Source organism: Streptomyces sp. R41, assembly GCF_041053055.1.
Classification (GTDB): domain Bacteria; phylum Actinomycetota; class Actinomycetes; order Streptomycetales; family Streptomycetaceae; genus Streptomyces.
Genome location: NZ_CP163443.1, coordinates 6,155,963 through 6,169,081 on the forward strand (window position 1 = coordinate 6,155,963; position 13,119 = coordinate 6,169,081).

Annotated in this window: 10 protein-coding genes; all 10 read left to right on the forward strand. The window is 68.3% G+C overall.

Features of this window, described 5'->3' with window-relative positions; translation table 11 throughout:
* The first annotated feature begins 29 nt into the window (after window positions 1-29).
* From nuoE to nuoN, 10 genes are read left to right on the forward strand one after another with little or no spacing between them, the layout of a single operon-like run.
* Window positions 30-839, forward strand: a complete 810-nt coding sequence (gene nuoE, locus AB5J53_RS28240) for an NADH-quinone oxidoreductase subunit NuoE (RefSeq protein ID WP_369252515.1) — start codon at window positions 30-32, stop codon at window positions 837-839.
* Complete coding sequence (gene nuoF, locus AB5J53_RS28245) at window positions 836-2,185, forward strand: NADH-quinone oxidoreductase subunit NuoF (RefSeq protein WP_369248455.1); 1,350 nt, start codon at window positions 836-838, stop codon at window positions 2,183-2,185. Before nuoE ends, nuoF begins: the two co-directional genes overlap by 4 nt.
* Window positions 2,182-4,686 carry an NADH-quinone oxidoreductase subunit G gene (locus AB5J53_RS28250; protein ID WP_369248456.1) on the forward strand — a complete coding sequence of 835 codons (2,505 nt, stop codon included), beginning with the start codon at window positions 2,182-2,184 and terminating at the stop codon, window positions 4,684-4,686. Before nuoF ends, AB5J53_RS28250 begins: the two co-directional genes overlap by 4 nt.
* The gene (nuoH, locus tag AB5J53_RS28255) at window positions 4,683-6,056 is read left to right on the forward strand and encodes an NADH-quinone oxidoreductase subunit NuoH (protein WP_369248457.1); all 1,374 of its coding nucleotides are present in this window, start codon (window positions 4,683-4,685) and stop codon (window positions 6,054-6,056) included. Before AB5J53_RS28250 ends, nuoH begins: the two co-directional genes overlap by 4 nt.
* Window positions 6,049-6,651, forward strand: a complete 603-nt coding sequence (gene nuoI / locus AB5J53_RS28260; RefSeq protein ID WP_369248458.1) for an NADH-quinone oxidoreductase subunit NuoI — start codon at window positions 6,049-6,051, stop codon at window positions 6,649-6,651. Before nuoH ends, nuoI begins: the two co-directional genes overlap by 8 nt.
* On the forward strand, window positions 6,648-7,463 hold the full coding sequence (locus AB5J53_RS28265) for an NADH-quinone oxidoreductase subunit J (RefSeq protein ID WP_369248459.1): 816 nt from the start codon (window positions 6,648-6,650) through the stop codon (window positions 7,461-7,463). The genes nuoI and AB5J53_RS28265 overlap by 4 nt, the downstream gene beginning before the upstream one ends.
* The gene (gene nuoK / locus AB5J53_RS28270) at window positions 7,460-7,759 is read left to right on the forward strand and encodes an NADH-quinone oxidoreductase subunit NuoK (protein ID WP_018568277.1); all 300 of its coding nucleotides are present in this window, start codon (window positions 7,460-7,462) and stop codon (window positions 7,757-7,759) included. The genes AB5J53_RS28265 and nuoK overlap by 4 nt, the downstream gene beginning before the upstream one ends.
* A gap of 14 nt (window positions 7,760-7,773) precedes the next feature.
* The gene (nuoL, locus tag AB5J53_RS28275; RefSeq protein ID WP_369248460.1) at window positions 7,774-9,687 is read left to right on the forward strand and encodes an NADH-quinone oxidoreductase subunit L; all 1,914 of its coding nucleotides are present in this window, start codon (window positions 7,774-7,776) and stop codon (window positions 9,685-9,687) included.
* A 5-nt stretch (window positions 9,688-9,692) separates the two neighbouring features.
* Window positions 9,693-11,264 carry an NADH-quinone oxidoreductase subunit M gene (locus tag AB5J53_RS28280; RefSeq protein WP_369248461.1) on the forward strand — a complete coding sequence of 524 codons (1,572 nt, stop codon included), beginning with the start codon at window positions 9,693-9,695 and terminating at the stop codon, window positions 11,262-11,264.
* On the forward strand, window positions 11,261-12,910 hold the full coding sequence (gene nuoN, locus AB5J53_RS28285) for an NADH-quinone oxidoreductase subunit NuoN (RefSeq protein WP_369248462.1): 1,650 nt from the start codon (window positions 11,261-11,263) through the stop codon (window positions 12,908-12,910). The genes AB5J53_RS28280 and nuoN overlap by 4 nt, the downstream gene beginning before the upstream one ends.
* Window positions 12,911-13,119 lie beyond the last annotated feature (209 nt).

The following is a 13,119-nucleotide window of genomic DNA, read 5'->3' on the forward strand; positions in this document are numbered from 1 at the left end:
CCACCACCCCCGAGGGCGTCAGCCTGGGCATGCCCCAACTGCCCGCGCCCGACTACCCGGACGACGTTCGAGCCCGGCTCGAAGCCGATGGGCGCGAAATCATCGCCCGCTACCCGGACTCCCGCTCGGCGCTTCTTCCGTTGCTGCATCTCGTGCAGTCGGAGGAGGGCCATGTCACGCGCACAGGGCAGCGGTTCTGCGCGGACATGCTCGGCCTGACCACGGCCGAGGTCGCCGCGGTCGCGACCTTCTACTCGATGTACCGGCGCAAGCCGAGCGGTGACTACCAGGTGGGTGTCTGCACCAACACCCTGTGTGCGGTCATGGGGGGCGACGCGATCTTCGAGGCCCTCCAGGACCACTTGGGCGTCGGCAACGGCGAGACCACCGACGACGGCAAGGTCACCCTGGAGCACATCGAGTGCAACGCGGCCTGCGATTTCGCGCCGGTCGTGATGGTCAACTGGGAGTTCTTCGACAACCAGACCGTGGACTCCGCGAAGCGCCTCGTCGACGACCTGCGCGCGGGAGCACAGGTCGAACCCACCCGCGGCGCCCCCTTGTGCACCTTCAAGGACACCGCCCGCATCCTGGCGGGCTTCCCCGACGAGCGGGCCGGGGCTGTCGAGGCGGGCGGCAGCGCGGGACACGCCTCCCTGATCGGCCTTCGCCTGGCCAAGGGCGAGACCGCCCCCGCGCGCGTGGTGCATCCGCGCGGTGGTGAGGCCCCTCAGGACCAGTCGCCCGCCGAGCACTTGAGCTCGCACGACGCGCCGCAGGACACATCGGCCTCCGACCCGTCCCACCCGGCGGGTCCTGCAGCCGAGGAGGGGGAGTGATGACCTTGGCACCCGAGATCAACGAGACCAGCCCCGAGAAGCTGCTGGTACCCGTGCTGTCGGCCTTCTGGGACGAGGACGAGTCCTGGACGCTCGACGTCTACCGGAGGCACGAGGGGTACGAGGGCCTGCGCAAGGCGCTCGCGATGTCGCCGGACGACCTGATCGCGTACGTCAAGGACTCCGGGCTGCGCGGCCGCGGGGGCGCGGGATTCCCGACGGGAATGAAATGGCAGTTCATTCCCCAGGGTGATGGCAAGCCTCACTATCTAGTTGTCAACGCCGACGAATCGGAGCCGGGAACCTGCAAGGACATCCCGCTCCTCTTCGCGAACCCGCATAGCCTCATCGAGGGCATTGTGATCGCGTGTTATGCCATCCGGTCTTCGCATGCGTTCATCTATCTGCGCGGTGAAGTGGTCCCCGTACTGCGGCGGTTGCACGAGGCCGTGCGTGAGGCCTATGCGGCGGGTTACCTCGGCGAGAACATCCTGGGCAGCGGACTCGACCTCAAGCTCACCGTGCACGCGGGCGCGGGCGCGTACATCTGTGGTGAGGAGACCGCACTGCTCGACTCGCTCGAAGGCCGCCGTGGTCAACCGCGGCTTCGTCCCCCTTTCCCTGCCGTCGCGGGCCTCTACGCGTGCCCGACTGTTGTAAATAACGTCGAGTCGATCGCGTCAGTTCCCGCAATTCTGCACAAAGGCAAGGAATGGTTCCGGTCGATGGGAAGCGAGAAGTCCCCGGGCTTCACGCTGTACTCGCTCAGCGGCCACGTCACCAATCCCGGCCAGTACGAGGCCCCGCTCGGCATCACACTCCGTCAACTCCTCGACATGAGCGGCGGGATGCGACCCGGCCACCGGCTGAAGTTCTGGACGCCGGGCGGCTCCTCGACGCCGATGTTCACCGACGAGCACCTCGACGTCCCTCTTGATTACGAAGGAGTGGGTGCCGCGGGTTCCATGCTCGGGACCAAGGCCCTGCAGTGCTTCGACGAGACGACATGCGTCGTCCGCGCCGTCACCCGCTGGACCGAGTTCTACGCCCATGAGTCCTGCGGCAAATGCACACCGTGCCGCGAAGGCACGTACTGGCTCGTGCAGTTGCTGCGCGACATCGAGGCAGGCAAGGGCGTCATGTCCGACCTCGACAAGCTGAACGACATCGCCGACAACATCAACGGCAAGTCCTTCTGCGCCCTCGGCGACGGTGCCGCCTCGCCGATCTTCTCCTCGCTCAAGTACTTCCGCGAGGAGTACGAGCAGCACATCACGGGCCGCGGCTGCCCCTTTGACCCGGCCAAGTCCACGGCTTGGGCCGACCGCACGGAGGTGAACGCATGACGGTGACCACCAGCGCTCCCTCCGGTGGGGGAGAGGCGGCGGTTCCGCCGGAAGATCTGGTCTCGCTGACGATCGACGGCGTGGAGATCAGCGTGCCCAAGGGCACCCTGGTCATCCGGGCCGCCGAACAACTCGGCATCGAGATCCCCCGCTTCTGCGACCACCCGCTCCTCGACCCGGCCGGCGCCTGCCGCCAGTGCATCGTCGAGGTCGAGGGCCAGCGCAAGCCGATGGCGTCCTGCACGATCACGTGCACGGACGGGATGGTCGTCAAGACTCACCTCACCTCCCCGGTGGCCGAGAAGGCCCAGCACGGTGTGATGGAGCTGCTGCTCATCAACCACCCGCTGGACTGCCCTGTCTGCGACAAGGGCGGCGAGTGCCCCCTGCAGAACCAGGCGATGTCGCACGGCAACGCCGAGTCCCGCTTCGAGGGCAAGAAGCGGACGTACGAGAAGCCGGTCCCGATCTCCACCCAGGTGCTGCTCGACCGCGAGCGGTGCGTGCTGTGCGCCCGGTGCACCCGGTTCTCCAACCAGATCGCGGGCGACCCGATGATCGAGCTGCTCGAGCGGGGCGCGCTCCAGCAGGTCGGCACCGGTGAGGGCGACCCCTTCGAGTCGTACTTCTCCGGGAACACGATCCAGATCTGCCCGGTGGGCGCGCTGACGTCGGCGGCGTATCGCTTCCGCTCGCGCCCCTTCGACCTCATCTCCTCGCACTCCGTGTGCGAGCACTGCTCCGGCGGCTGTGCCACTCGCACCGACCACCGGCGCGGCAAGGTCATGCGGCGGCTCGCCGCACCCGACCCCGAGGTCAACGAGGAGTGGCTCTGCGACAAGGGGCGGTTCGCCTTCCGGTACGCGCAGCAGCGGGACCGGCTGGAGACGCCTCTCGTTCGCGACGGGTCCGGAGAGCTCGTGCCCGCTTCCTGGCCGGAGGCGCTCTCGATTGCCGCTGAGGGACTGTCGGCCGCCCGCGGCCGGACCGGCGTCCTCACCGGCGGCCGACTCACCGTCGAAGACGCCTACGCGTACAGCAAGTTCGCGCGCGTGGCCCTCGACACGAACGACATCGACTTCCGCGCGCGCGTGCACACCGCCGAGGAGGCCGACTTCCTGGCGGCCCGGGTCGCCGGACGCGGACGGGACCTCGACGGTACGGGCGTCACATACACCTCTCTGGAGAAGGCGCCCGCCGTCCTGCTCGCCGGATTCGAGTCGGAGGAGGAGGCGCCCGGCGTCTTCCTGCGGCTGCGCAAGGCGTGGCGGGGGCACGGACAGAAGACCTTCTCGCTCGCCACACACGCGACGCGCGGCCTGGAGAAGGCGGGCGGCACGCTGCTGCCGGCCGCGCCCGGCACCGAGACCGAGTGGCTGGACGCGCTCGCGAGCGGCGTCGGCCTGGAGGGCGACGGCGCCAAGGCCGCGGAGGCGCTGCGCGCCGAGGGTGCGGTGATCGCCGTCGGTGAGCGGCTCGCCGCCGTGGCGGGCGGGCTCACCGCCGCCGTGCGGGCCGCGTCCGTGACCGGCGCCCAACTGGTGTGGATTCCGCGCCGGGCCGGGGAGCGCGGTGCGATCGAGGCGGGCGCGCTGCCGTCGTTGCTGCCGGGCGGACGCCCGGCCACCGACCCGCGCGCGCGGGACGAGGTCGCGGCGGCCTGGGGAGTCTCCGAACTCCCGCACCGATACGGCCGCGACGCCGGTCAGATCGTCGAGGCCGCCGCCGGTGGCGAACTGCAGGCCCTGGTGGTCGCGGGCGTGGAGGTCGCCGACCTTCCTGACCCGGCACGCGCGCGTGCGGCACTTTCCGAAGTGGGCTTCCTGGTGTCGCTGGAACTGCGCCCCAGCGAGGTCACCGATCACGCCGATGTCGTCCTTCCGGTCGCCGCGGTCACCGAGAAGGCGGGAACCTTCCTCAACTGGGAAGGCCGGGCCCGCTTCTTCGAGGCCGCGCTCAAGCCCGACCAGATGACCCGCCGCCTGGCGCCCACCGACGCGCGCGTCCTGCAGATGCTGGCCGATGCCATGGACGTACACCTGGGTCTGCCGGATCTGCGCACCGTGCGCGGGGAGCTGGACCGGCTCGGGGCCTGGGACGGGCCGCGGGCCACCGAGCCCCTGGAGGTCGCGGCCCAGTTGCCGCGCCCGGCCGCCGGAGAGGCTGTACTGGCCGGGCACCGGTTGCTGCTCGACCAGGGGCGCCTCCAAGAGGGCGACGACGCGCTCGCCGGGACCCGGCACGCCGCACGCGCGCGCGTGTCGGCCGCCACGGCAGCCGAGGCGGGCGTCAAGGACGGCGATGTCCTCGCCGTGACCGGTCCCACCGGAGTGGTCGGACTTCCGCTGCAGATCACCGAGATGCCCGACCGCGTGGTGTGGCTCCCGCTGAACTCCACAGGAGGGGGCGTCGCCTCCGACACCGGAGCGCTGCCCGGCGCTCTCGTCCGCATCGGCCCGGCGACCCTGGCCGCCGAGCCCCCCAAGGAGGTGGAGGCATGAGCCCGTACCTCGCCGCTGAAGACCTCTCCATGTTCGGCCGCGACCCCTGGTGGCTGGTCGTCATCAAGGCGGTCTTCTGCTTCGCCTTCCTGATGGTGACCGTGCTGTTCTCCATCGTGTGGGAACGCAAGGTCGTCGCCTGGATGCAGCTGCGCATCGGCCCCAACCGGCACGGCCCCTGGGGCATGCTCCAGTCGCTCGCCGACGGCATCAAACTGATGCTCAAGGAAGACGTCATCGTCAAACGCGCGGACAAGATGGTCTACGTCCTCGCACCGATCGTCGCGGCCATCCCGGCCTTCATGGCGATCGCGGTGATCCCCTTCGGGCCCGCCGACAACGAGATCTCGATCTTCGGCCACCGCACCACGATGCAGCTCACCGACCTGCCGATCGCGATGCTCTACATCCTCGCGGTCGCCTCGGTGGGCATCTACGGGATCGTGCTCGCGGGTTGGAGTTCTGGATCCACCTACCCGCTGCTCGGTGGTCTGAGGTCCTGCGCGCAGATGATCTCGTACGAGATCGCCATGGGCGCCGCCTTCGCCTCGGTGTTCCTCTATTCCGGGTCGATGTCGACCTCGACGATCGTCGAGCAGCAGCACGACCGCTGGTACATCATCCTGCTGCCGGTCTCGTTCCTGATCTACATCGTGACGATGGTCGGCGAGACCAACCGCGCCCCCTTCGACATGCCGGAGTCCGAGGGCGACCTGGTCGGCGGCTTCAACACCGAGTACTCGTCCATCAAATTCGCGATGTTCATGCTTGCCGAGTACGTGAACATGGTGACGGTCTCGGCCGTGTCGACCACGCTCTTCCTGGGCGGCTGGCGGGCTCCCTGGCCCATCAGCACCTTCTGGGAGGGCGCCAACCACGGCTGGTGGCCGATGCTCTGGTTCGTGGTGAAGGTGCAGCTGCTGCTGTTCTTCTTCATCTGGCTGCGCGGCACGCTCCCGCGCGTCCGCTACGACCAGCTGATGAAGCTCGGCTGGAAGGTCCTCATTCCGGTCTCCGTGGTCTGGCTGATGCTCGTCGCGACCGTACGGACGCTGAGGAACGAGAACTACGACTTCGCGGACATCGCCCTGTACGTCGGCGGAGGCGTCCTCGTCCTGCTGCTGCTCTCGTTCGCCGCGGACATCTTCCGCGACAAGCAGGGAGCCGAGGAGGCGCCCGCCGAACCCGCCGCCTTCGACCCGATGGCGGGCGGATTCCCCGTACCGCCGCTGCCGGGACAGGAGCTTCCGCCGGTGCCGCGACGCCGCCCGCGCCGCGAGCGGGAGTTGATTGTCAGTGGTGGGTCCGATACTGCGAGTGACGGATCAATGGACGGAACTCGTGACGGAAAGGAGGGGTCCGATGGCTGAGGAGCCGAAGGAGACCAAACCCGGTTTCCAGAACCCCGTCGCCGGCTTTGGCGTGACCTTCAAGGCCATGTTCAAGAAGCGGCTGACCGAGCAGTACCCGGAACAGCAGAAGACCACCGCCCCGCGGTTCCACGGCCGGCACCAGCTCAACCGCCACCCGGACGGCCTGGAGAAGTGCATCGGCTGTGAGCTGTGCGCCTGGGCCTGCCCCGCGGACGCCATCTATGTGGAGGGCGCGGACAACACCGACGAGGAGCGCTACTCGCCGGGCGAGCGGTACGGCCGCGTCTACCAGATCAATTACGCCCGCTGCATTCTCTGCGGCCTGTGCATCGAGGCGTGCCCCACGCGCGCGTTGACGATGACGAACGAGTTCGAGCTGGCCGACTCCAGTCGCGCCAACCTCATCTACACCAAGGAGCAGCTGCTCGCCGGTCTCGAGGAGGGCATGGTCGACACGCCGCACTCGATCTTCCCCGGCACGGACGAGCAGGACTACTACCGGGGCCTGGTGACCGAGGCGGCGCCCGGCACGGTGCGCCAAGTCGCGGTCTCCAAGGGCGAGAAGGCTGCCGGAGAGGAGGTGGAGGCATGAGCAATCTGGCCGCCTACTCCACCTCCACCGGAGAGGCCTTCCAGTTCTGGGTCCTCGGCGCGGTCGCCGTGCTCGGCGCCCTGGGCACCGTCTTCATGAAGAAGACCGTGCACAGCGCGCTCAGTCTCGCCGGGACCATGATCATCCTGGCGGTGTTCTACCTTGCCAACGGCGCGTACTTCCTGGGCGTCGTGCAGATCATCGTCTACACCGGCGCGATCATGATGCTGTTCCTCTTCGTGGTCATGCTCGTCGGTGTCACCGCGGCGGACTCCCTGAAGGAGACGATCAAGGGCCAGCGCTGGCTGGCCCTGGTGTGCGGGCTCGGCTTCGGCGTCCTGCTGATCGGGGGCATCGGCAACGCGTCCATCAAGGACTTCAACGGCCTGGCCAAGGCGAACGCGAACGGCAACGTGGAGGGTCTCGCCGCCCTCATCTTCACGAAGTACGTGTTCGCCTTCGAAATCACCGGCGCTCTGCTCATCACGGCCGCCGTCGGCGCCATGGTGCTCACGCACCGCGAGCGCACCGAGCGCGCCAAGACCCAGCGCGAGTTGTCCGAGCAGCGCGTACGGGAGGGCAAGCACGTACCGCCGCTGCCGGCCCCCGGCGTCTACGCCCGGCACAACGCGGTGGACATCGCGGGCCTGCTGCCCGACGGCACCCCGTCCGAGCTGACCGTCAACAAGACGCTGCGCGAGCGCGGGCAGATCCGTGACGTGTCGACCGAGGCGTTGAACGACCTGAAGGCCCTGGAACAGCGCGCCGAGGAGCGCCTGGAGCGCACGAACTCGGGAGAGGGGTCGAAGTGAACCCGGTCAACTACCTCTATCTCGCCGCCCTGTTGTTCACGATCGGCGCCACCGGCGTACTGATCAGGCGGAACGCGATCGTGGTGTTCATGTGCGTCGAGCTCATGCTCAACGCCTGCAACCTCGCGTTCGTCGTCTTCTCCCGTATGCACGGCAATCTCGACGGCCAGATCATCGCCTTCTTCACGATGGTCGTCGCCGCCGCGGAGGTCGTGGTCGGGCTCGCGATCATCGTGTCGCTGTTCCGTTCCCGCCACTCGGCCTCGGTCGACGACGCCAGCCTGATGAAGTTGTAAGGGGTCGCTGAATCGTGGAGAACCTGATTGCGCTGCTGGTAGCGGCGCCTCTGCTCGGAGCGGTCGTCCTGTTGTGCGGCGGACGGCGGCTGGACGCCGTCGGCCAGTGGATCGGCACCGCTTTCGCGGCCGCCTCCTTCGTGATCGCCGTCGTACTCTTCGCCGACATGCTGGGGAAGAGCCCCGAGGACCGGACCCTTACGCAGCACCTGTACAGCTGGGTCGCCGTCGGAGACTTCCGGGCGGACGTCGGCTTCCAGCTCGACCAGCTGTCCATGACGTTCGTCCTGCTGATCACCGGCGTCGGCTCGCTGATCCATCTGTACTCGGTCGGCTACATGGAGCACGACGAGCGCCGCCGCCGCTTCTTCGGCTATCTGAACCTGTTCCTGGCGGCGATGCTGCTGCTCGTCCTCGCCGACAACTACCTGTTGCTGTACGTCGGCTGGGAAGGCGTCGGCCTCGCCTCGTACCTGCTGATCGGCTTCTGGCAGCACAAGCCCAGCGCCGCCACCGCCGCCAAGAAGGCCTTCCTGGTCAACCGCGTCGGCGACATGGGCCTGTCCATCGCCATCATGCTGATGTTCACGACCTTCGGGACCTTCGCCTTCGGGCCGGTGCTCGGCACCGAAGGGCACCCGGGGCTGGTCGGAGGCGCCACCGAGGGCAAGCTCACCGCCATCGGCCTGATGCTGCTGCTCGCCGCCTGCGGCAAGTCCGCCCAGGTGCCGCTGCAGTCCTGGCTCGGGGACGCGATGGAGGGCCCGACCCCGGTCTCGGCCCTCATCCACGCCGCCACCATGGTGACCGCGGGTGTGTACCTGATCGTGCGCTCGGCCGCGATCTTCAACGGGGCGCCCGACGCACAGCTCGTCGTCACCGTCGTGGGTGCTGTCACGCTCCTGTTCGGTGCGATCGTCGGTTGCGCGAAGGACGACATCAAGAAGGCGCTCGCCGGTTCGACGATGTCGCAGATCGGCTACATGGTGCTCGCCGCGGGCCTCGGCCCCATCGGCTACGTCTTCGCGATCATGCACCTGGTGACGCACGGCTTCTTCAAGGCCGGGCTCTTCCTCGGCGCAGGTTCGGTCATGCACGGTATGAACGACGAGGTCGACATGAGGAAGTACGGCGGCCTCAGGAAGTACATGCCGGTCACGTACATCACGTTCGGCCTCGGCTACCTCGCCATCATCGGCTTCCCCGGCCTGTCGGGCTTCTTCTCCAAGGACAAGATCATCGAGGCGGCCTTCGCCAAGGGCGGCACCGAGGGCTGGATCCTCGGCGGAGCGGCCCTGCTGGGCGCCGCGATCACCGCGTTCTACATGACGCGCGTGATGATCATGACCTTCTTCGGGGAGAAGCGCTGGCAGCCCGACGCGGAAGGCCATGAGCCGCACCCGCACGAGTCGCCCAAGTCCATGACGATCCCCATGATCGTGCTGGCCTTCGGATCGGTCTTCGCGGGTGGTCTGTTCAGCATCGACGACAGCTTCCTGCACTGGCTGGAGCCGGTGACCGGTCACTCGGAGGGGAACTCGCCCGTCAGTGCCCTCACGGTCACGCTGGCCACGATGGCGCTGCTCGTCGTCGGAGCCGGAATCGCGTACGTCCAGTACGGGCGCCGTCCCGTCCCGGTGGTCGCCCCGCGCGGCTCCCTGCTCACCCGGGCCGCCCGGCGCGACCTGCTTCAGGACGACTTCAACCACGTCGTGCTGGTGCGCGGCGGAGAGCACCTCACGCGCTCCCTGGTGTACGTCGACCACACCCTGGTCGACGGTGTCGTCAACGGCACGGCGGCCTCGATGGGCGGCCTCTCCGGGCGGCTGCGCAAGGTGCAGAACGGCTATGCGCGCAGTTACGCGGTCTCGATGTTCGGCGGTGCGGCGATCCTCATCGCCGCGACCCTGCTGATGAGGGCGGTCTGATACCGATGTCCTTTCCTCTACTGACAGCGACGGCGGCGCTCCCGGCCCTCGGGGCGATCGCCACGGCCGCCGTGCCGGCCGCGCAACGCGTCGCGGCCAAATGGCTGGCGCTGCTCGTCTCGCTCGCCACGCTCGTGCTGGCCGCGATCGTGCTCGTACGCTTCGAGCCCGGCGGCAGCCGCTACCAGCTCACCGAATCCCACGCCTGGATCAAGGACTTCGGGGTGCAGTACGAGCTGGGGGTGGACGGCATCGGGGTGTCGCTCCTCGCGCTCACGGCGCTGCTGATCCCGTTCGTGATCCTCGCGGGCTGGCACGACGCCGACCCGCACGAGACCGGAAGCAAGCGCTGGCGGCCCACGCAGGGCTTCTTCGCCCTGATCCTGGCCGTCGAGGCGATGGTGATCATCTCCTTCGAGGCCACCGACGTCTTCCTCTTCTACATCTTCTTCGAAGCCATGCTCATCCCGATGTACTTCCTCATCGGCGGCTTCGGAGACCGCGCACACGAGCACGGCGACGAGGCAGCGGCGACGCAACGCTCGTACGCCGCCGTGAAGTTCCTCCTCTACAACCTGGTCGGCGGCCTGATCATGCTGGCCGCCGTGATCGGTCTCTACGTAGTGGCCGGAAACTTCTCGCTCCAGGAGATCGCGCAGGCACGCGCCAACGGTTCGCTGCACATGGCGACCAGCACGGAGCGGTGGCTCTTCCTCGGCTTCTTCTTCGCGTTCGCGGTGAAGGCGCCGCTGTGGCCGCTGCACACCTGGCTGCCCAACGCCATGGGTGAGGCGACCGCCCCGGTAGCCGTACTGATCACGGCGGTTGTCGACAAGGTCGGCACGTTCGCGATGCTCCGCTTCTGCCTCCAGCTGTTCCCGGAGGCGTCGAAGTGGGCGACGCCCGTCATCCTCGTACTGGCGCTGATCAGCATCATTTACGGGGCGCTGCTCGCGGTCGGCCAGCGGGACATCAAGCGGCTGGTCGCGTACGCGTCGATCTCGCACTTCGGTTTCATCATCATGGGCATCTTCGCGATGACCAGCCAGGGCCAGTCGGGCGCCACGCTCTACATGGTCAACCACGGGATCTCGACCGCCGCCCTGATGCTGGTGGCGGGCTTCCTGATCTCGCGGCGCGGTTCGCGTCTGATCGCCGACTACGGAGGGGTGCAGAAAGTCGCCCCGGTGCTCGCGGGCACCTTCCTGATCGGCGGCCTGGCGACCCTCTCGCTCCCCGGGCTCGCGCCCTTCGTGAGTGAATTCCTGGTCCTGGTGGGCACGTTCACGCGCTACCCGGCCATCGGCATCATCGCCACCTTCGGCATCGTCCTCGCCGCGCTCTACACACTCGTCCTCTACCAGCGGACGATGACGGGCCCGGTGAAGGCGGAGGTCGCCGAGATGCCCGACCTCAGGGTGCGCGAGCTCCTGGTGGTCGCCCCGCTGATCGCATTGCTGATCTTCCTGGGCGTCTACCCGAAGCCGGTCACCGACATCGTCAACCCGGCGGTCCAGCAGACCATGTCAGACGTACACAAGACGGACCCCAAGCCCGAGGTGGAGGCGGCCAAGTGAGCGCAACAGCCGTCCACAGCCTGTGGACAACCGCGGCCGACCCGATCTCGAAGATCGACGCGCCGAAGATCGAATACGGGCAATTGTCGCCCACCTTGATCGTCATCGGAGCTGCGATCATCGGGGTGTTGATCGAGGCGTTCGTGCCGCGCAAGTCGCGCTACTACGCCCAGGTGTTCGTCTCCGTCGTCGCACTCGCCGCCGCGTTCGCCGCGGTCGTCGCGCTCGCGGCGGGCGGATACGGCACCACGAAGGCGCACATCGCGGCGATGGGCGCAATCGCGGTCGACGGGCCTTCCTTGTTCCTGCAGGGCACGATCCTGCTCGCGGGCATCCTCGGCGTATTCACCTTTGCCGAGCGACGGCTCGACCCGGAGGCGCACGGCAACCGCGTCGACTCATTTGCCGCGCAGGCCGCCTCCGTGCCCGGCAGCGACAGCGAGAAGGCCGCCGTGAAGGCCGGGTTCACCACCACCGAGGTGTTCCCGCTCCTGCTCTTCGCGATCGGCGGCATGCTGGTCTTCCCGTCGGCCAACGACCTGCTGACGCTGTTCATCGCGCTGGAAGTCTTCTCGCTGCCCTTGTATTTGCTGTGCGCCGTGGCCCGCCGCAAGCGGCTCATGTCGCAGGAGGCCGCGGTCAAGTACTTCCTGCTCGGCGCCTTCGCCTCCGCGTTCACGCTCTTCGGCATCGCCCTGCTGTACGGCTACGCGGGCTCGGTGTCGTACGCGACGATCGCGCAGGTCGTCGACGGCACGATCACGAACGTCGACCCGGCGCTGGCCGGCACCATGGGCAACGATGCGCTGCTGCTGATGGGCGCCGCCATGGTCGTCATGGGCCTGCTGTTCAAGGTCGGCGCGGTGCCGTTCCACATGTGGACGCCGGATGTCTACCAGGGCGCGCCGACACCGGTCACCGGCTTCATGGCGGCGGCGACGAAGGTGGCCGCCTTCGGCGCGCTGCTGCGTCTGCTGTACGTCGTCCTGCCGGGCCTGCGCTGGGACTGGCGTCCGGTCATGTGGGCCGTCGCGATCGTCACCATGCTGGGCGGTGCGATCGTCGCGATCACCCAGACCGACATCAAGCGGTTGCTGGCGTACTCGTCGATCGCGCACGCGGGCTTCATCCTCGCGGGTGTCATCGCGACCTCGCCCGACGGCGTCTCCTCCGTCCTCTTCTACCTGGGCGCGTACTCGTTCGTCACGATCGGCGCCTTCGCCGTCGTGACGCTCGTCCGGGACGCGGGCGGCGAGGCCACGCACCTGTCCAAGTGGGCGGGGCTCGGACGCAGGTCCCCGCTGGTGGCGGCCGTGTTCGCGGTCTTCCTGCTGGCCTTCGCGGGTATCCCGCTGACCTCCGGTTTCGCCGGAAAGTTCGCCGTGTTCAAGGCGGCGGCGGAGGGCGGCGCGGGCGCGCTGGTCGTGGTCGGTGTGATCTCGTCGGCGATCGCGGCGTTCTTCTACATCCGCGTGATCGTGCTGATGTTCTTCAGCGAGCCGCGGCCGGAGGGTCCGACGGTCGCGGTGCCGTCGCCGCTGACCATGACGGCGATCGGGGTGGGCGTGGCGGTCACGCTGGTGCTGGGTGTGGCGCCGCAGTACTTCCTCGACCTGGCAGGCCAGGCGGGGGTCTTCGTCCGCTGAACCGCGCAAGTGCCGGGCCTCGCTCCCTCCTCGGGAGCGGGGCCCGCGGCATGATCAGCGGGCTGCGTGGGGCGCGCTGTCCAGGGGAGCGCGGCGAGCCGGGAGCCGGTGCGTACCGAAGCCGTCCGGTCGCAGCCTGTGGATAACTCTGAGGCTGTCGGTGCGGGGCCCTATGGTGGCTGTCGTGGGCGAAGCACGACATACGGGGG